This is a genomic window from Vibrio sp. TBV020 (assembly GCF_046056895.1).
GTDB lineage: Bacteria > Pseudomonadota > Gammaproteobacteria > Enterobacterales > Vibrionaceae > Vibrio.
The window spans coordinates 72,344-91,684 of record NZ_JBEEAQ010000004.1; the positions used below are offsets into that span (position 1 = coordinate 72,344).

The 19,341-nt window shown below is 43.7% G+C and carries 15 protein-coding genes and 2 pseudogenes; 14 read left to right on the top strand and 3 right to left on the bottom strand.

Features of this window, described 5'->3' with window-relative positions; genetic code table 11:
- The first annotated feature begins 83 nt into the window (after window positions 1-83).
- The 6 genes from AAFX28_RS23560 to AAFX28_RS23585 all read left to right on the top strand — a co-directional run bounded on the left by AAFX28_RS23560 (window position 84) and on the right by AAFX28_RS23585 (window position 11,705).
- Entirely contained in the window at window positions 84-359 is a 276-nt protein-coding gene (locus AAFX28_RS23560; RefSeq protein ID WP_408690992.1) for a hypothetical protein, read from the top strand.
- Window positions 360-684: 325 nt separating this feature from the next.
- A complete protein-coding gene (locus tag AAFX28_RS23565) occupies window positions 685-2,775 on the top strand; it encodes a type VI secretion system Vgr family protein (RefSeq protein ID WP_408690993.1) in 2,091 nt (696 codons plus the stop codon).
- Window positions 2,775-3,866 carry a DUF2169 domain-containing protein gene (locus tag AAFX28_RS23570; protein ID WP_408690994.1) on the top strand — a complete coding sequence of 364 codons (1,092 nt, stop codon included), beginning with the start codon at window positions 2,775-2,777 and terminating at the stop codon, window positions 3,864-3,866. Before AAFX28_RS23565 ends, AAFX28_RS23570 begins: the two co-directional genes overlap by 1 nt.
- Window positions 3,859-4,296, top strand: a complete 438-nt coding sequence (locus AAFX28_RS23575) for a DUF4150 domain-containing protein (protein WP_408690995.1) — start codon at window positions 3,859-3,861, stop codon at window positions 4,294-4,296. Before AAFX28_RS23570 ends, AAFX28_RS23575 begins: the two co-directional genes overlap by 8 nt.
- A 12-nt stretch (window positions 4,297-4,308) precedes the next feature.
- Window positions 4,309-11,277, top strand: a complete 6,969-nt coding sequence (locus AAFX28_RS23580; RefSeq protein ID WP_408690996.1) for an RHS repeat-associated core domain-containing protein — start codon at window positions 4,309-4,311, stop codon at window positions 11,275-11,277.
- Between the two features lie 2 nt (window positions 11,278-11,279).
- On the top strand, window positions 11,280-11,705 hold the full coding sequence (locus AAFX28_RS23585) for a DUF4265 domain-containing protein (protein ID WP_408690997.1): 426 nt from the start codon (window positions 11,280-11,282) through the stop codon (window positions 11,703-11,705).
- On the opposite strand, the gene AAFX28_RS23590 is transcribed toward AAFX28_RS23585, so the two are convergent.
- A complete protein-coding gene (locus tag AAFX28_RS23590; protein WP_408690998.1) occupies window positions 11,700-12,332 on the bottom strand; it encodes a HEAT repeat domain-containing protein in 633 nt (210 codons plus the stop codon). The two genes, AAFX28_RS23585 and AAFX28_RS23590, sit on opposite strands and share 6 nt — an antisense overlap.
- Window positions 12,329-12,532, bottom strand: a pseudogene (locus AAFX28_RS23595) (hypothetical protein); the annotation flags it as partial. The pseudogene AAFX28_RS23595 and the gene AAFX28_RS23590, both read right to left, overlap by 4 nt.
- 324 nt (window positions 12,533-12,856) lie before the next feature.
- On the opposite strand from AAFX28_RS23595, the gene AAFX28_RS23600 reads away from it, so the two are divergent.
- The 6 genes from AAFX28_RS23600 to AAFX28_RS23625 all read left to right on the top strand — a co-directional run bounded on the left by AAFX28_RS23600 (window position 12,857) and on the right by AAFX28_RS23625 (window position 17,575).
- The gene (locus AAFX28_RS23600; protein ID WP_408690999.1) at window positions 12,857-13,927 is read left to right on the top strand and encodes a polysaccharide lyase family 7 protein; all 1,071 of its coding nucleotides are present in this window, start codon (window positions 12,857-12,859) and stop codon (window positions 13,925-13,927) included.
- A gap of 345 nt (window positions 13,928-14,272) precedes the next feature.
- The gene (locus AAFX28_RS23605; protein WP_029791008.1) at window positions 14,273-14,746 is read left to right on the top strand and encodes a hypothetical protein; all 474 of its coding nucleotides are present in this window, start codon (window positions 14,273-14,275) and stop codon (window positions 14,744-14,746) included.
- A gap of 157 nt (window positions 14,747-14,903) precedes the next feature.
- Entirely contained in the window at window positions 14,904-15,656 is a 753-nt protein-coding gene (locus AAFX28_RS23610; protein ID WP_408691000.1) for a hypothetical protein, read from the top strand.
- Window positions 15,657-15,761: 105 nt separating this feature from the next.
- The gene (locus tag AAFX28_RS23615) at window positions 15,762-16,169 is read left to right on the top strand and encodes a hypothetical protein (RefSeq protein ID WP_408691001.1); all 408 of its coding nucleotides are present in this window, start codon (window positions 15,762-15,764) and stop codon (window positions 16,167-16,169) included.
- Window positions 16,170-16,365: 196 nt separating this feature from the next.
- Window positions 16,366-16,695: a hypothetical protein gene (locus AAFX28_RS23620; protein ID WP_408691002.1), complete on the top strand. Its 330-nt coding sequence runs from the start codon at window positions 16,366-16,368 to the stop codon at window positions 16,693-16,695.
- Window positions 16,696-16,837: 142 nt separating this feature from the next.
- Entirely contained in the window at window positions 16,838-17,575 is a 738-nt protein-coding gene (locus tag AAFX28_RS23625) for a DUF6602 domain-containing protein (protein WP_408691003.1), read from the top strand.
- Between the two features lie 100 nt (window positions 17,576-17,675).
- Here AAFX28_RS23625 and AAFX28_RS23630 read toward each other — a convergent pair.
- Window positions 17,676-17,983: pseudogene (locus AAFX28_RS23630) on the bottom strand (nitrilase-related carbon-nitrogen hydrolase); the annotation flags it as partial.
- A gap of 192 nt (window positions 17,984-18,175) precedes the next feature.
- On the opposite strand from AAFX28_RS23630, the gene AAFX28_RS23635 reads away from it, so the two are divergent.
- Together AAFX28_RS23635 and AAFX28_RS23640 are read left to right on the top strand one after the other, a co-directional pair.
- The gene (locus AAFX28_RS23635; protein WP_408691004.1) at window positions 18,176-18,556 is read left to right on the top strand and encodes a NirD/YgiW/YdeI family stress tolerance protein; all 381 of its coding nucleotides are present in this window, start codon (window positions 18,176-18,178) and stop codon (window positions 18,554-18,556) included.
- A 75-nt stretch (window positions 18,557-18,631) separates the two neighbouring features.
- Window positions 18,632-19,273, top strand: a complete 642-nt coding sequence (locus AAFX28_RS23640) for an AcfA family outer membrane beta-barrel protein (RefSeq protein WP_408691005.1) — start codon at window positions 18,632-18,634, stop codon at window positions 19,271-19,273.
- Window positions 19,274-19,341: the final 68 nt, after the last annotated feature.

Genomic DNA, 19,341 nt, shown 5'->3' on the forward strand with positions numbered 1-19,341 from the left:
ATCGACAGAAGTCACGTTGTTATTTTCCTTTAAAGAGGAATTGTACATAATGACAAAATGTCATTATCATTATGGTGTTTTGTGTGAGGTTAGAGCATATCAAAGAAGGGGAGTTTAAACGTCTGGCTCAGCTTGGAAGTTTTGAGGCGGTATTGGCTCAAGAATCATCGGAGACAGAGAACAAGTTCCATCTTATCGGAGTGAATTTTACTCAGCAAGTGCAATATGTGGTGCGAGCTGGTCGTACTGATACACTTAGAGCCTGGCGAATGGATCATTTAACCCATCTGGTGAAGTATTTGGGAGTAACCAGAATGGAAGTGCGGTTTTCGGAAAAGCCTGATGGAAGGGAATGCTAACCCTGTTTTAGAATCAACAGCGAATAGACAATGGATTCATAAGCGTGGACGCATGCTTATGTTGCAAAGGATTGCCATTAAAACCGATGTTGTGCGCGCTTCATCGGTTTTTTTGTGTCTGTTTATTTTATATCGCTTCGTATAAGTCATTGTTGATGAATCCTTTTATTTAGTCAGATAATTCTCTAATTCCTTGTTTTGCAAAGCATTCTTCATCTTTGTTATGTGCCTCTTTTATCCATACACCTGTTTGTTTATCTTTTTATGCTATGTGTTGTATAAAAGCTAATTTCTTATTGGTGTGTGGTTCAGGGAGTAGGTCGTCATGGTAAAGTTAACGTTCACCTTAACCGTTGATGGTTTGCCAGAAGAAACCTTTGTTGTCACCAGTTATAGCGGCGAAGAGTCGCTTTCAGAGTCCAATGTTGATGGCTCTCAAACTTGCTATGGTTTTCGTTATACTATCGACTTAGCAAGTCGGCAATCTGGCATTACTGCCCAACAGGTGGTCGATAACGCCGCTCAACTCACGATGCAGCGCAATGGCGAATCGGTTCAATTTGTGAATGGAATTGTTCGTCAATTTTCTCAAGGTGACATTGGTCATCATCATACTGCCTACTCTCTGGTCTTAGTTCCTACTCTGGAGCGTTTATCACTGCGTCAAAATAGTCGTATCTTTCAATTGAAAACGACGGAAGACATCATTCGGCAGATACTGCAAGAAATGGGCGTCATGAATTTTAGCTTTGCACTGACAAGAGCCCTTTCTCAGCGTGAGTTTTGTGTCCAATACCGAGAAACGGATTTGGCGTTTATACACCGTTTAGCGGCAGAAGAGGGGATGACCTATTATATTGAGCAAGCCAATGGTCAGCACACTGTCGTGTTTTTTGATGATAGCGCCCTTATTACGAAGTACGTCGATTCGGTGTTACACAATAGTTTACCCGGTGGGCAAACGGACGCCCCTTTTGTTTCACAATTTCAAATCGATCATCAAAGTGAGCCAAGCCACCTTGCGTTTAAAGACTATAGCTTTAAAAAGCCAAGCTATGGTTTTTTGCAAGAGCAGCAAGGGGCAGACCTTAGCTTTCAACAAAGCCATTACGAACATTACGACTTCCCGGGTCGATACAAAGAGGATGGCTCAGGCATCGCATTTAGCCAGCTTCGTTTGGAGTACTTACGTCGAGAGTCAAATCTAGGGCATGGTAAAAGTAACCACTATGCGCTCCAAGCTGGGGTGAAGTTTGATTTAAGCGAAAACCTAGAGGCGAGTGCCAACCGTGATTGGGTTGTGGTTGCGGCTACGCATCAAGGCACGCAACCTCAAGCCTTAGAAGAAGAGGGAGGCCACGGAGCAACCACGTACTCGAACCAATTCACTGTTATTCCCGCGAACAAGACTTGGCGCTCGAAACCTCAGCCCAAGCCGCAAGTGGATGGCCCTATGATAGCGAAGGTGGTAGGGCCGCCAGGTGAAGAAATCTATTGTGATAAACATGGTCGCGTGAAAGTGCATTTCCCATGGGACAGAGAGAGTGAGCAAAATGAACACAGTTCGTGTTGGGTTCGAGTTTGTCAAGGGTGGGCAGGGGCTCAGTATGGCTTTATGGCAATACCTCGTATTGGTCATGAGGTGATTGTCTCGTTTTTACATGGTGATCCTGACCAACCTATTATTACAGGTCGCACTTATCACGCAACCAATCCGCCGCCATATCCGTTACCTGCAAACAAAACCAAAACGGTGATTCGAACTGACAGTCATAAAGGGGAAGGGTTTAATGAAATCCGCTTTGAAGACGAGGCTGCGCGAGAAGAAATCTTTATTCATGCCCAAAAAGACCAAAACAATGTAGTGAATCATGATGAGACCACCAAAGTTGGGCACGATCGCAGTGAAAATATCGGAAACGATGAAACCATTGCGATAGGAAATGACAGAGCTGAGAACGTTGGTCACGACGAAACCGTCACTATTGGTCATGATAGAACTGAAACGGTGGGAAACAACGAAACCATTGTGGTGATGAATCATCGTCAAGCGCGCGTTGGCGTCAATGAGGCGATTGACATAGGTGGCAATCAAACGGTGACCATTGGTGGTGCTCAAGCTGAAACGGTGGTGTTAGCCAAGGCTGAAAACATTGGCGCGGCCAAAGCGCTGAGTATTGGTGCGGGCTATCAGGTTTCGGTTGGTGGCGCGAAAAATGAGTCTGTTGCCATCAGTTCAACCGAACAGATCGGTTTGCTCAAACATATCATTGTCGGTAAACGCTTTGAGTTAAGTGTGGGGGCAAGCTCACTCATTCTCAATGCCGATGGCACGATTATTCTTCAAGGAAAAGACGTTAAAGTGGCGGGAGCTAAGCATGTAGAAGTGAATGGCAAGCTGGTTGAGGTCAATTGATGCAGCAATTTAATCATACCTTTTTACCTTCCGTGGCTTGGGAAAATGCCGATGCCAACCAAGAGTGGTTTTATACTTGTCTGATGCGAATTACCTATCGGCTTTTACCGCAAGGTCACGGCCCTTCACAGCGTTGGACACTTCAAGTATCGCCAGAGCAAGGCCGCTTATTTGCAGCCGATACTTATCAGGAGGATGATCCTAATCAAGTGTTACGATATGAGTCAGATTTTATTACCCACAAACCTCATACCGATGTGGTCTTCAATGCCAATACTTATGCACCCAGTGGTCAACCGGAAAACCAGTGGCATTGCGGCGTTGAAGTGTTGTCAGAGCAAGGGGAGCGGCTTAATGACCTTCATTTGACCGTCAAAGGTGAGCGTGATTGGACGCAAGGCCCTCTTGGTTGGCGAAAAACCTCTTTGCGGCCCGTGAGTCAAGTGAGGCTTTCCTATGGGTTAGCGGAAGGAGGGAAGGTGCTTAACCTCGACCCCAAAGCCAAAGAGTCCTATTGGACTATTGATGAACAGAATCCCGTCGGGACAGGCATTAAGCACAATGAGATGCCCACAAATGACTTTCCTGTGGCGCAGGTCTATTGGCGTCACTTAAGGGATAGTCTACAGGGGGTACCGCCCGGTTTAGGGTTTATTGATCGTTGCTGGAAGGTTCGGTATCAGTTGGCTGGCACCTATGATGAAGCGTGGTTAGAAGAGCAGCACCCTTATTTACCCGAAGACTTTAACGACCAATATCAGCAAGCCGCTCAACCTAAGCTCATCGCTAAGGGATATCTACAGCCGGGTTGCCAGTTTAAATTGTTGGCGTTAGCGCCTAATTACCCGGAATTGACGGTCACCCTACCGCGCTTATACGCCTTTGCTGAGCTGATGGACTCAACGCAGCGGCGACATCGTTACAAGCTAGAAATTGACACCATCTTATTTGATATCGATGCACCCGATATGGCGGACTGGCGCGTTTATGTGTCCTACCGACGCCGTATTGCGAAAAAACAAACCATGACGGCCTGTCATTTTCACTATCTGCCCACCCAGTGGCGACAACAGGAGCATTCCGATGGCTAAAGCATTTGGCGCTCGAAAAGACGGGCAATATTTGGTGATTTGTACCATGCCTGATGTGTGTAAGTTACCCAATAACGTCCCAGTCCCTTTTCCCATTACCCAAAAGCTCAATACAGCAAAAAAACATTCTAAACATAAATTTAATGGTAAGGAAATGGTGCTGCTTAAAAGTGAATTGCCCTCAGTGCTCGGCGATCAACCAGGTACGAATAAAGGACTCAAATCGGGCTCGATGGGTGATAAGGTCGAAATGGAAGGCCATAGCTCATCCATGAAAGTGGAAAACAGCCCAATGGTTCGAGTCGGTGATAAGGTCAAGATGAACAACAACAATACTATGGGGGTCATTGTGTTTGCTCCGCCACCCATGCAACCTCCAATCAAAGATAACGGCGAGCTTGATCTATCCTCTCCATCTGAATCAAGCTGATAAGGACATCCTATGACGTTATCCACTGATGCGCCGTCTCTTAGTTTTCAAGACGACAACCCCACATTTGACGAACTGCAACGCTGGATGGAGGCCGGAGAGCCCGTGAACCCCCATGCCCGTAAAGAGCTTGAGCCACCGTTAATTCGACCCATGCTCCGATACCCTTGGATGGAAGGTGAGGCACAAAGGGCGGGCGAGTTAGGCACTTATCGGGATGCGCAAGTCAAGTTGCTTACCGGGCAGCTTTACTATGACGTGCCCATCATCACCCTTGCGGGTCATATGCCGATTTCTCTATCATTGATTTATCTCTCAGGGCCCGATAAATCTCATTCAGGTTGGCGACTCAACGTCGATGAGCAGTGGCATCGCGTGCTAACCCCTCAGCAGGGGTATCAACATTGGCAAGCCGATGGTAGCCGCTATGAGTATCGTTATCAGCCTGACACCAATGCACTGCAAGACATCAGTTTGCCCGCAAATATTGTCAGTTGGCGTGTGGACTCAGATGCCCCATATCAAGCCGAGGATAAATTTCAATTTCACTTAACTCATCCTGATGGCACCGTTCGCTGTTTTCAGCAAGGTAGGCTCAGCCAAGTCACCGATGTGCATGGTCACTGCTTGTCGATTTCACGTAATGCCCATGGGCAAATTACTCAAATTACAAATTGCTCTGGCAGTCAATTTCAATTGCGTTACAACTCGCAAGCCCAACTGAGTGAAATTGAAGACCACAGCGGTCGGGTGTGGCAACTGCGCTATGAAAACAACCAACTTGTTCAGCTCAGAGCGCCCTGGGGCGCCCATCGTCAGTTTCATTATCAGCGTGTAACGGGGGCGAGTGAGCCCCTGCTCAGTCAAGTATTCAATTCATCGCAAGAGGTGCTGCTTAAGGCTACGTATCATCCCGATGCCAGAGTCGCTAAAGCTTGGCAAAAACACTTAGAGACCGTCTGTTATCACTATCACGATGCCGAGCACTATGTGCAGGTCAACCAGCAGATTGTTCATCTACATGAACATGGCTGGATTTGCGGAATTGAAGCGCTTGATGGCCACCGCTTTTTAGAGTGGGACGAGGCTAAGCGAGAAGCCAAAATCACGCTAAATGGGCAAACCGCGGACGTGAAAACCTTTGATACCACACATCGCCTTATTGAGCATCGGACGGCTCAGCAGCGTATTCGTTATGAATACGCCAAAGAAAACAGGCAGCCTAATCTGGTTCGCTCCAAGCAAGGCGAGCGACGTTATGTTTATGACGTCCAAGGCAATTGTACTTTAGTTGTGGATGAGAATGGCTTAAAAACCCAGACAGAGTATGACGCTCATGGCAAACCTGTTTATCAAGAAAACTCACTGGGGGCCCAAACGACGTATCGTTATAATCGTTATGGTCAGATCATCGCCATCATCGACCAAGATGAAGCGCTCACCCAGTTTGAATATAATGGCTCTCAGCAGCTAAGCGCCATGGTTGATGCCGCGGGTCAGCGGTTAGACTATCGCTATGTGGGGCCAAACCGATTGGCCAATATAGATGATGGTAAGGCGGCCATTGAATTCGATCTTAACTCAGAAGGTCAGCTGAAAGGGGTGAAACAAGGCGAGCACGAGCTGCGCTATGCCTACGATGAACACGGTTGCCGTTTCCTGCAGGGAAATAGCCTCAAACACATCCGCTCGATAGATTATCACCCCGATACCCAACTGCCAAAGACCATCACCCAAGAAGATGGCCGAATCATTGAGATAGACTTTCAGCACATTAGCGATGTGCAGCGCATTGTGACGACCACCGAAGACGAACAAAGCACACTCATCTTCAATGGCCAAGGCCAACTTGAGCAAGCCAATAATACTCATCGAGCGATTCGTTTTGACTATGATGTTTATGGTCAAGTGACCGACCAATGGCAACAAGATGAACATGTTCGCCATGCATGGCTGAGTGATTGTTGCTTACACAGTCAAATTCATGGCCAAGAAACCGTTTATCAGCGAGATAAACAGGGCAAATTGATCACGCTCATTACGCCAGAAGAGCACGTTATTCATCAACAGTTTGATGTCGGTGGCCGTGTTACCGAGCGCCGTTATCCCAATGGGTTAACCGAGTGCTTTCGTTATACGCCCGATGGTTTTATCTCTCAGTTGAGCACCGCGGGACAATGCTTTGACTATCACTACGATAACGTCGGCCAGCTGATTGAAGTCAATGGTCAACGTTTTGGTTATGATCAGGGCCATTTAACCCATGACGGACAAACGGCGTATCAGTTTGACGGGCAAGATAACCTTATCGCTAAGGGTGATCAAACCCATTGGCGTTATGATTTTACCACCAATCGCCTATTAGAAAATGATGTTTATCGGTTTGCCTATGATGTGCTGGGTCGTTTGGTGAGTAAAACCCATAAAGCCAGCCAAGCCACCCTGAACTATCAGTACAATCAGAGTAGCCAACTGATCCGACTTTATGGGGAGCGAGTACTCAAACCGGAAACAGCGCCGCAAGCCTGTGATTTACGTTTTCAGTACGATGCCCTCGGTCGGCGAATTCAAAAGCAGGACGGACAAAAGAGCATCCAGTATTACTACGATGAGCAGCGCATTATCGCTATGCACATCACCAACGGCGAAGAGGAAAGCCATTGGGTCTACCTGACCCATGATGACGCCACGGATACCCCACTGAGCATACACAGCAAACAGGGCTGCTTCTATTATCATCGTAACTCTCAAGGCAGCATTATTGCCTTAAGCGACGCCCGTGGAGAGATTGTTGAAACCTTAGATTATGATGTTTTTGGTACCCTTATCGCTCATGATAAGCACATAGACACCTTTAACCCCTATGCCTTTACGGGGCGAGAGCTTGATGCGCCAGATCTCTATTTTTATCGCGCGCGATATTATGATCCGAGCTTGGCCCGATTTCTAACCCCAGATCCCATGGAGTCTTTTTCAGGGCAAGCCAACCTTTACAGTTATACTGGTGGTGATCCCGTCAATTATGTTGACCCCTTTGGTTACAAAAAGAAATGCGTCAGTGAGAAGCTGGCAACGAAACTGGACAAAGTCACCAAAAAATTGGGGAAACGATTGGGCAAGGCGGCGAGTAAACGCGTTGCCACCACCATGGCGTCACTGGCTACCGGCCCGGGAGCGGCGGTGGTCGCCGTTGGCAATTTGATTTGGACCGGATGGGATATCTACAAATCAAGATACGATATCTTTGAATTACGGGACCTGTTGATGGCGGCCGATTTAGATTACAGCCAACTTGATCCACTGGATATGATGATGGCGACGATGGACGGAGAGCCTGCGGTGCCCGTTTGTCCCAAAAACAAACCCAAGCCTACTGGTAAAGGCGCCAGTGCCGCCAATTCTAAAGGTAATCCTCCTAAGGGCTCAGAATGTGGTTGCCCAGTTGGCAAGCCAGTCAACCCGGCCAACGGCAGTAAAGTACTTCGATACGAGCAAGAGCTCGACTTTACTATTCAAGCGCCGATGCCTTTGGTTTGGCAGCGTTACTATAACTCGAGTAACCCTCATGTGGGGCTTTATGGTCAAGGCTGGAGTTCACTGGCTGATGCCTTTCTCTTGCACACTGCTCAACATATGGCTTTTGTCGAGCCGCATGGCCGCACCTTAAAGTTTGACCACCTTGAAGTAGGGGAGCAAGATCTTTGGGTGGTTGAGCAGCTCACCTTATACCGCGCTGATGAGCAAATTTATCATCTCATTACCCCAGATAAGAGCCGACTGCACTTTCAGCCAAGTATTCGTGACCGTTTTCGTTATCAATTGGTCAAGGTGGAAGATGCGCACGGTAATTCCTTAACATATTGGTATAACGGCCTCAATCAAGCGGGGCAAGACGATGTACTCACCCATATTGTCACTCAGGATAAACGGGGTTTTGAACTGAGTTATCAAGAGACTGGGCAGGGTAAACGTCTTAAAGCCATCACCGAAGTGGGGGTGACACACTCCCCACAAGGACAGAGATACTTTCACCCCAAACAAGTGTGGGTGAGTTATCGTTACAGTGACCAAGGCGATTTGATTGAAGTACGCAACCATCAAGGTCGTCTTACCCGAACCTTTGATTATCAAAACCATATGATGGTGATGCACAGCCAGCCTGGCGGTTTTGAAAGCCGTTATCGCTATGACCAATACTCTCCCAAAGGTAAAGTCACCTGCAATGCCCTCTCAACGGGCGAGTCTTGGCAATTTGACTACGCCTTGGGCCAAACCACCGTCACCGACCATTTAGGCCGAGAAACGGTGTATCAGTTTGATGAACATGAATACTTGACGGCCAAAACCGATGCGCTGGGCCACACTGAACGCTATGAGTTGAACAATGCTGGGTTGGTTGAGCAAATCCTTGACCCAGCAGGGGGAGTGCAAGCGCTTAAATACGATTCAAGAGGCAACCCAACTCTCATTAAATCCGCCGATGGTCGAAGCCTTCAAATCCGCTATGCTGAGAGCATTGATAAGCCTGAGAGCATCACCGATGATTTGGGGCAGACCACGACTCTTGCCTATGATGAGTATGGCAACGTTATTGAAGAAACGGCGTCCAATGGTGGTATCACCCGTTATCAATACAGTGAACAAGGCTGGCTTACGGATGTGACCGATGCCTTGGGCAATGTGTATCAATTTGACTACGACAAGCGCGGTAACCTGGTTCAACAAACGGACTGCTCAGGTCAAGTGACGCACTATCATTATGACGACTACAGCCAGCTGACCCGCCTTACCAATGCTTTGGGACAAAGCACTCAATATCAGTATGATGATGAGTTTAACCTCAGCCAAATTGTTTACTCCGATGGCAGTACAGAGCGCTTTGCTTATGATGCGCTTGGGCATTTGATTGAACATCGTGATGCAGAACAAAACGTTACCCGTTATCAAGTAGATAGCCATGGCAGGCTGACCCAACGCGTGAACCCATTGGGTCACACATTGGACTATCACTATGACAGCGTGGGCAGACTGCGCACCCTTCTCAATGAAAATGGCGTAGCTTATCAGTTCACTTATGACCCCCTCGACAGGCTCATTCAAGAGCAAGGGCTAGATGGGCTCATTACCCAATACCGATATGACCCACTAGGGAATGTGAAAAGCAAACTCGAAAACCCAAACTGTGAAGCCCAGCGTGAAACCCAATATGTGCGTGATAAAGCCGGCCGGTTACTGGAAAAATACATCGGTCAAAACGGCCAAGAAGCGCGTACTCGCTATTCCTATGATGACATCGGCCAACTTACCCAAGCGAGTAATGCGACCGCCAAGGTAGAGTTTGACTATGATGCCATGGGCAATGTCACCCAAGAAGTGACCACCAGTGATTTTGGTCAGCAATCGGTTTGTCATCAATATGACCTGTTAGGCAATCGAACCCAGACCCTTCTACCGACAGGACAAACGTTAAAGTCACTCTATTATGGCTCCGGTCATCTGCTGCAAATTAATATTGATAACCAAACCATCAGTGAGTTCAGCCGAAATGCGCTGCATCAAGAAACCCAGCGAAGCCAAGGCGTGCTGCATACCCAACAGCGTTATGATGCGTTAGGTCGACTCACTCATCAACAGGTTTATCAATCGGCATTACTGGACGATGAAACGCCAACTCTAACCAATCAGGCGGCTAAGTTAAGCCGGCGTTATCGTTACGGTGTCACGGGTGAGCTTAACACCCTTGAAGACTCGCGCACAGGTATCACCCATTATCGGTACGATAAGCTAGGGCGCATTCTTGGCAGCCAAGGTCCGAACATTGAAGAGACGTTCGCCTTTGACCCGGCGCATAATCTGATACCCATCAACGACTCTGGGACGCAAGGGCTCATTCAAGATAACCGACTTAAGGTGTTTGAAGACAAGCGTTATCAATATGATGCTTACGGTAATCTAGCCGAGAAAAAAATCGGCAGCCATACCACATTGACGTTGAACTATGATGCTGAGCACCAGCTTATCCAAAGCCGGAAAACACAGCATGCCATCGAGCAGGTCACCCAATATTTTTATGACCCGTTTGGTCGAAGGATAGCCAAACAAGACCGATTCAATACCACCACTTTCCTTTGGGATGGCAATCGACTGCTTTTAGAAACGCGTGGTAGCAAAGCGAAAACGTATGTTTATGAACCGCAGGGTTTTGTGCCGATAGCTCAAGTGGTCAGTCATTTAGATAAAGAAAAAGGGGCGTGGCCTTATTCACTCAAGCCGGTTTCGTCCATCACCAATGACATCTTACACTATCATGTTGACCATTTAGGTACGCCTAGAGAGCTCACTGACAGCGATGGTCACTATGTTTGGGCGGCGCAATACAAGGCCTGGGGTAATACTTTAAAAGTTGAATACCCAGAGCTGACCCAAAAAGCGGAGCAGGAAAAACAACGGGGCGTGACGGTCAGCATTCATGAGCTGGAAATTGACTACCGACAAAACCTTCGTTTCCAAGGTCAATATTTTGATGAAGAGACGGGATTACATTATAATCGATTTCGGTACTATGATCCGGACATTGGGCGGTTCGTGACTCAAGATCCGATTGGGTTATTGGGTGGGGATAATCTTTATCAGTATGCCAATAATCCAACAGCTTGGATTGACCCGTTAGGGTTGTCAAAGCGTCGTCGTGTTACAAAGAAAGCAGGATCGGCGGGCGTTGATCGAACAGGTAAGGCTTTCACCCCAAAAACCAAAAGAGAAATTGACGAAGAAAACGCAGCGCAAAATGGTGGAGTAAACCGCTGTACTGATTGCGGCATCGAAGTTGTTCCTGGGAAAAAACATCAGCGAGGAGTGACCCCGCCAGATAACGAACGGCACAGGGATCACATTATACCCAAATCGAAAGGTGGTGACGGAACGCTTGATAACGGTCAAATTCTCTGTCGTACATGTAATCTAGATAAGAGTAATAATTAATAATGAGAGAGCACATAAAATTATTTTTCGAATATTCCGTTGGCGCTTCAAGTGAAACTGAATCTTTATGGGCTTTACCGAGTGGGAAAGGTTTTAAACTAGACAATATTCCGTTTTACGTTAAAGGTGTTTCGTTTGGAGATATCGTGAGTGCTGAAAGAGTGGAAGGCTATCTATGTATGAAGGAGCTTTTGGAATCTTCAGGGCATAGTACGGTTCGTCTCTGGTTTTCTAGCGAGCAGGAAGTGCAGCCTGTAAGGGAAGTTCTGAAATCTATGGGCTGTAGTTCGGAAGTGAGTGATCAACCTAGGTTAGTCGCTGTCGATATTCCGCCAACTGTTTCTTATGAGAATATACGTTCTTATCTAGATGAGGGTGAGTCTAGTGGCAAGTGGGATTATGAGGAAGCCTGTCTAGGCTTCCTATAAAATTGACCACTTAATGTATTTTTTCTTTAAAGCAGCTTCGGCTGCTTTTTTTGTTTGTGGTTTTTTTGAGTTAACATGCTTCTGTAGAAACGAAATGGTATTTTCATTTTTGTGCCAGCCAGCAGAAGCGGAGGCAATCCAAGTGATATTGTTATCAGGCGTATTGTTGTTGTCTGCAAACTTAATCAGTTTAGTTATATCCTCTTCATCTGGAACAATTTTTTGCATAGCTATTGCTCTTAGTATCCCATCAGAAAATAAAGGGTTCTCATTATTGCTTAGCATCTGCGTGATAGCTTTATGAACGCTGTTCTCCATTAAATAAATAAGCCGTGTTATAGAGTCTCCGATTGCGACGTAGAGTATTGTGGCTTCCAATTCTTGTTTAGCTAATTGTTGTAAAAATTTTAGGCTGTCGGTGTGGCCTGATTCACCCAAAGCCATAATCATCTGGTATTGTGTTTCCCACGTTCGTTTATCCTTAAGTTCCTTTTTTAAAGCTTCGAGTAATGCTCGGCCTGCATCTTTACTTTGCAATTTTCTCAGTTTTTTAGCTGCTGAGCGGCGTTTAGCTGATGCTTTGTTATTTAGTTGTTCAATTAGCGGTTGAATATCTGCATTACTCATTTAGTTGTCTTCCTTCCAGAATCCCAGCGCCTTGACTGATATTTAATAATCAGACTCTCCAGCACTTCCCGTATCACCATCTGCTCACCTTCAGATATCTGACTGATCGCTTCTAGCTGTAGGGCAAGATCGTCACTAGGGTTACGTTCATGTTCTTCAAATAGCAAGAAGTCGGTACTTACATGTAATCCGATAGCAATATACCCATTTAATCTGGTCCGAAAAATCCGGATGTAATCGGTCCACTACAGCTAAAGGACGGTGTTATGCGGGATTACAATAGTGCCAAGAATTAACTATTGACGTCATAGTTTCTTGTTAGCTGTTTTGTTCCTCACTCCAATTATTAAACTAAGTAGCACCAAATTACCACTTATTAGTTAAAACACTCGTATTTCTAATCCGTGTATCAGCACTAGGGGCAACCGCACAAAGAGACATGAATGAGAGAATAAATCTTTTCTTGGGTTCACAAGAATGAGTGCACAAAAATTGATTATTTGTAGTATTTTAATACATGTGATGTGATCGATTGCAAAGCATTTGATGTCATTGGGTTGATAGACTGTTTTTTAACCGTTACTCGATTGTTTGATAATCAAAGGAGTGCATATGACATTAACGATATTGAAGCGCGTTGGATTCGAGTAAAAGTTTTTTCGAATTCAGAGGGTAGTGAGTGGACGAACATTACAGAAGTTAAAGTTTCTGGAGATGGTGCTCCCGAGCCTGGATTTGATTTAGATCCTACTTTACCCCCTTCAGGTAACTTTGACGTTGGGGATTGGTATTTAAGTATACCAGTTGACGAGGGGGATGGTTATGCAACGGATGTCAAAGAGAGAGTCTTAATCTCTGGTTATGAAAGTGATTATTTTTACATTGGAAGTGATGGTGGTTTGGTTTTCTATACTCCTGTAGGTGGAGTTGTTACGTCAAGTAATACAAAATATGTGAGAACGGAATTAAGGGAGATGTTGCGTAGAGGAGATACCTCAATCACGACATCAAGTAAAGCAAATAACTGGGCATTTTCATCAATACCATTAAGTGAACAAGAGTATTTTGGTGGGATTGATGGAACACTGAAAGCCACATTAGCGGTGAACCATGTAACAACCACAACATCAAATTTACAGCAAGTTGGACGATTGGTTGTCGGGCAAATTCACGCAAAAAGTAATGAGCCAATTCGCTTGTACTATCATAAGCTTCCAAACAATGAAAAAGGGGCATTATACTTTGCTCATGAAACATCAAAATCAGCAGGTGGTGATGAAATCTGGTACAATCTACTTGGTAATATGGTTACTTCTGATGGGAGCTTAAATGATACGTCCTCCCCTAGTGATGGTTTATTGTTAGATGAACCGTTTTCGTATTCAATTGTGGTAAACGGGGATCAACTTGTTGTAACCATTAGCCAAAATGGTCATGAACTTGCAGCAAAAGAAGTTGATATGTCAAACAGTGGGTATGATGATCCAGATAACTATATGTATTTTAAAGCAGGTATTTACTTGCAAGATAATAGTAGTGATGATCACGATTATGCCCAAGTGACCTTTTATGAGTTAAATAATTCTCATAACTAATCTTTCGAAAAGAGGAGTCAATAGGCTCCTCTTTTGTTATTTATTCCCCCTCATTGGTCTAAAACCTACAGGCTGGGCACTTTATAACTCAGAAATGCCCCAAAATCACTTAGATTAAATACTCTACACAATTCAGAGGGCGTGCGTTTACCCAACTAAAACTTATTCGGTTGAGTTGATAACTTATCATTCCCGTTATTAGGTGACATCTTGCAGTCTAACTTCCCGTCATGTGTCATAACTTATTGATTATAAGTTGAGTTAATATAAAAATGATGGCATTGCCGAAAGATGAAAGACGACAATTTGTCGTCTAATAAGCGTTATATTTTACTGGAGTTCATCATGCTAAACAGAATCGAAGAATGGATTGATTTAACGAACGAAAGGTTTTCTAGCCAACGAAAAAGTTGTGCGTTGTTTGCGCGTCAGTTCGCCGGCTTCTACTCCGAAGAATTTCTAGCTGACTCATATTTTGTGATCGTTGATAGTATCCCAAAGCCAGATTTCCCAGAATTACGTGAAGCGGGTTTAGGTGACTTTCTTGATATGGAAATTCAAGGTATTACATATAAGAACACTTATTATATTCTACCGACTTTCGCTCAGGATCTACGATTGCACTTTCACGAGTTGGTGCATGTTGCTCAATGGAAAACTCTTGGCGCTCCTGGCTTTTTGCAACGCTACATAGCTGAGGTTCAAAGTGTTGGCTATAAGGATGCTCCGCTGGAGAAATTAGCTTATGCATTTGATCATCACTTTTCTCAAGGTGGGCAAAAAGTTGATGTTCCAAGCTATGTAGAAAATAAAATATAACAAACTGTTTAAGAGTGATTCGCAACGCGTGGCATTTTTACTATGCGTTGGTTTTAGTGTTTAAGGTGGTTTGCGGTAGCTTTTGTATTGCGTTACTCACACCTTAATTTGGCGTTAGCTGACTAAATTGGCAGCGGAGTAAATCTAGGAGAAGGTATTGAGTGTAGAACTAAAAGAGTATGAACAAGTTCTAGTTGGTGCAGGGTGGTTCATTCCCCCTTATGTACCGTTAGCTCAGATTATCAATGCGGCAGAAAGGCTGAAAAATGTGGAAGGTAGTGAACGCCAGAATATACTAGAGCAGACATTAAAAGACATGTACAGGCCTGAGCGCTTAGCTTCAATGTCTCTTCACCGCTATCCTGAAACCCCAGTGCTTACTATGTACAAAGAAATTATATCTGAGTCTATAGAAGCTCATTATCTAGGGTTAGATCATATAGCAGTTTCAGGGCTACTACCCGTGATTGAAGGGGCGGCACGCTCTTTAGCTGAACAGAGAGGAATCGGATTTAAAGGTGTGAGGACATTATTCGTAGCTCTCTGTGACGATTGCAAACAGCAAGCGCAAGAGGAGCGGTTAGGTGCAGTGAATGAAATTTGCTCAATGATGGATTCATTCAAACTATTTTGTAAACAACACTTATATCAAAGTTCAGAAAAATACTTTCTAGAAGACAACACTAATAGACATGGTATTTTACATGGTTCATTCAGTGACAAAGACTATGGGAGACCACTGAATTTCTATAAGTGCCTCGCCGCTGTAGAGTTTTTGTGCTGGGTATCAGCATTTAAAGCTAATGTATCTTGGCTGTTGCCTGGTACGTCTAATCAGTCAAAAGCTCTTGGAGCTTACTATCAGTCACTGGAAGCGCTAGCTGTTGCAAAGCGAAACATATTCAGCTAACAAAGCATTTAAGAGTGATTCGCAACGCTTGGCGGTTTCGCTTCGCTCAAGTATAGCCAATCGTCGCTCACACCTTAATGCTGCGTTATAAGTTTTGGGGTTATTATGAATATTGAATGTCCATCATGCTCAAAAGAAAATAAAATTGAATGCAGTGAAAATATCTTATGCAGTGAATGTAATTCAGCTTTCTCGGGGTATACGTATAAGAAGTATAAAAAGCCCTTATTATCAGCATCTTCGGCTTTGTTTATTGGAATCATTGGTACATATAAAATAGATCAACTGTACTTTGATGAAGCTCGTTACCCTATACGCGTTGAATACGAGATTGTAGATAACTGTGTTAACTCGGACAAACGCTCGTTAGCAAGCACCCAATATATTAAAAAGAAAAACTTATGTTTATGTGCACTGGAGTTAACAATGGATTCTTTGCCTTATAAGGAAGCTACTGGCGACGAAGCAAAATTCTTAAGCAGTTTTCGAACTGCTATAAATCAGTGCCAGTAGCTAAAAGAAGTTATCGTCTTGGTGGTTGATTACCTCGACCTCCTCCAGATTTGTTACCTGTCTTACTTGGTCCATTTGGTGGTGTGTTATTAGCCATAGTATTTAGTTGCATGTCATTCTCTCCAATATGTTTTATAGTTGTCGCAAGGACATGGTCATAATAAACCTTGCTAAAGGGACATTTGGGGACAAAACAGTGACAGAAAAAGAAAATCTCGAAAAAACTTTAAAGTTACTTGGTTGGTCAAAAAAGAGATTAGCTCGTGAGGTCTATGTAGAGTTACATGACAATGATAACCCAAAGGAAATTTTGAATTTTGAGGAACAAGTTAAGAAAGAGTTTCAGCGTGCGACAACAAAACAAGACAAGTTTGAGTTCTACTTGAAAATAATTAGTCATCATCGAGAGTTTAAGAAACTAGACCTAGTTACTCCCAATTATCAATCAGCTAGCTTACTCAGCGATGCACTTGGTGAAGGCTTAACGCAGATATCAAAGCATATAAGTGACGGGCTAGTAAAATAAACTTATAACAAACTGTTCAAGAGGGATTCGCAACGCGTGGCATTTTTACTATGCGTTGATTTTAGTGACTAAGGTGGTATGCGGTGGCTTCGGTATTGCGTTGCTCACCCCTTAACAGGGCGTTATGTACTTAGGCGGAAAAATGGATACTGAACGATACTTTAAATCTATATCAATGGAGTTAAAAGCTCTAGAAAATCGCATCCGTCATCTGATCGATGATGCACATTGGCCTACAGATGGGGAATGGAAAGAGTCGATACTAAGGCAAGTTATTCAGAGAAGTTGCCCTAAAAATATATCTCTTGGTCGTGGTTTTATCATCACTGAAAACGGCAACTCAGGTCAAATAGACGTATTACTTTACGATAATACACAGCCTGTTATTTATCAGGATGGTGACTTAGTTTTTATTCAACCCTCATCGTGTCGCGGAATCATTGAAGTAAAATCGACATATAGTTCTCAAGTCTATCGTGATGCGTGTGAAAGTATTTCTACCACAGCAAAGTTAGTTCGTGATTCAGAGCCAGACATGGATATTTTTGTGGGTGTTTTTATATATGAAATGAGGAATAGACAGCCACGAATAGACCTTGATGTGTTAAGAGAACTTACTGATGAACATTGGCATAAAACTATTGACCATGTGTGCCTTGGGCAGCATAAATTCATTAAGTTTTGGGAGCAATGCCCATTAGAACATGTTGATAACTATGAGCGATGGCATTTGTATAGGCTAGAAGATATGGCTTTTGGGTATTTTATCCATAATCTTTTATCTGTCATTTCTGGCTACAAGTTAGTACGCAATGAAATGATATGGTTTCCTGCACAAGGAAAAGAGCATAATAGAGAAAATAGCTTAAGACGTACATAACAAACAATTTAAGAGTGATTCAGCACGCTTGGCATTTTTGGTTTGCTTCGGCTTTAGTGTTTACGGCACAATACTTTAAGTGCAGTGGTCTGCGTTGCTCACCACTTAATGCTGTTATCCGAACATTCTCGACTAAGTTATTATCCCAGCAAATCAGGATTCCTACACGGCATCCATGTGGTGTATCAAATACAGTGTATTCATTACCACTTCTCATGTGTTCGCTGACAAACGTATGCAACTTTCTGTGTTTGCCTATCTGGCATTGCTATTACATAAGAATTGTAAAGACTTCCGTCCTTATCCTTTTCAATTAAACCTGCGCCAATGCTGATTTGATATTTTTTCAGAAATTTCTAGCAAGCATTTAGAAGTTTCTCCTTGCGGGATGAACTCCGATAAATCACTGTGAGAATTACGCTTACAAGCCATCTCGAACAACACGGCTGTGATTGACGCACAAACTCGTTTTGAAGGTTTAAATCAGTACAACCTAAATGGTTTTTGAGTTAAAGCAGAAAAACGAAATCAATAATTAACCTCCCCATTCATATTGATAACGTTAATATAAATTCCGCTCATACAAACAGAGACTTAATAATGAAAACAAAACTTTTAATAACAACTTTTGCTCTTGTTGCTTCAAGCAGTATCTTTGCACAAGGTTTCACTGGTAATGCTGCTCAAACACAATCCGGCTTTTCAGGGCCAACACAAAGTATTTCTACAGTAGCACAAGTTCTTGAGGCAGGGATATTCAGTGACGATATGCCTGTAACATTGACAGGTCATATCAAATCATCTCTTGGTGGAGAAATGTATCTTTTTGCTGATTCTACAGGTGAAGTTACTATAGAAATTGACCACGACAAGTGGTTCGGTCAGTCCGTCACACCAACAACAAACGTACAAATCATGGGTGAAATCGATAAAAACATATCAGGTGTAAAGGTTGATGTGGATGCGATAAAAGTCCTGTAAGTATTTTATATGTCCACAAGCGCTTCACATTAAATGATTGATAATCACGCAAGATAACTCATAGAGAATTTTTATATGAATAAAACATTACTTTCATTAGTATTAGCAGGCGCATCTTTCAGTGCAGTTTCAGCACCTTATATTGGTTTAGAATACGGTTTCGGTTCAACTAGTCACGATACACAAAGTAACTTCACATCATCTCCAGTTACACTTGAACCATCTAATGAAGATGGCATTTTAAGTGGATTTGTAGGCTATTCATTAACGCCATCTTGGGCGATTGAATTTGGTTACAGTCAGTTTGAATTGGATGATGATCGTTCACTATTTGTGAAAGATGACCCTGCAACATACATAAAAACAGAAGAAGAATGGAATTCAAAAGTAAAAGCAAAGAAATTCACTCTAGCTCCTGTTTACACGTATACACTGAGTGAAAAATGGCAAGCCAAATTTAAAGCAGGCTTAACTTATACTCAGTATGGTGTAAGCGCATCTCATTACCTTGAACATGAAAATGAACTAACTGATGTTGAGGCCATTACACCTAAAAGTAGTTACTCAAATACATCTAATGAAATTGGTGGTTTGGCTTCTGTAGGAACTGAATATGAAGTGTATTCACAATTAACGGTTGGAGCGAATGTCAAATACCAATTTGATAGTTTCGCTAACACAGTATCATTCAACATTGGCTCGACCTACTACTTCTAAAATCACGGATTAACCATCAAAGGGCTTGGAGTGACCAAGCCTTTTTATTTCGACTTATGAATCGAACA

Coding starts and splice junctions, on each gene's coding strand:
- AAFX28_RS23565 (WP_408690993.1), top strand. CDS start 685: ATGGTAAAGTTAACGTTCACCTTAACCGTTGATGGTTTGCCAGAAGAA.
- AAFX28_RS23570 (WP_408690994.1), top strand. CDS start 2,775: ATGCAGCAATTTAATCATACCTTTTTACCTTCCGTGGCTTGGGAAAAT.
- AAFX28_RS23575 (WP_408690995.1), top strand. CDS start 3,859: ATGGCTAAAGCATTTGGCGCTCGAAAAGACGGGCAATATTTGGTGATT.
- AAFX28_RS23580 (WP_408690996.1), top strand. CDS start 4,309: ATGACGTTATCCACTGATGCGCCGTCTCTTAGTTTTCAAGACGACAAC.
- AAFX28_RS23585 (WP_408690997.1), top strand. CDS start 11,280: ATGAGAGAGCACATAAAATTATTTTTCGAATATTCCGTTGGCGCTTCA.
- AAFX28_RS23590 (WP_408690998.1), bottom strand. CDS start 12,332: ATGAGTAATGCAGATATTCAACCGCTAATTGAACAACTAAATAACAAA.
- AAFX28_RS23605 (WP_029791008.1), top strand. CDS start 14,273: ATGCTAAACAGAATCGAAGAATGGATTGATTTAACGAACGAAAGGTTT.
- AAFX28_RS23615 (WP_408691001.1), top strand. CDS start 15,762: ATGAATATTGAATGTCCATCATGCTCAAAAGAAAATAAAATTGAATGC.
- AAFX28_RS23625 (WP_408691003.1), top strand. CDS start 16,838: ATGGATACTGAACGATACTTTAAATCTATATCAATGGAGTTAAAAGCT.
- AAFX28_RS23635 (WP_408691004.1), top strand. CDS start 18,176: ATGAAAACAAAACTTTTAATAACAACTTTTGCTCTTGTTGCTTCAAGC.
- AAFX28_RS23640 (WP_408691005.1), top strand. CDS start 18,632: ATGAATAAAACATTACTTTCATTAGTATTAGCAGGCGCATCTTTCAGT.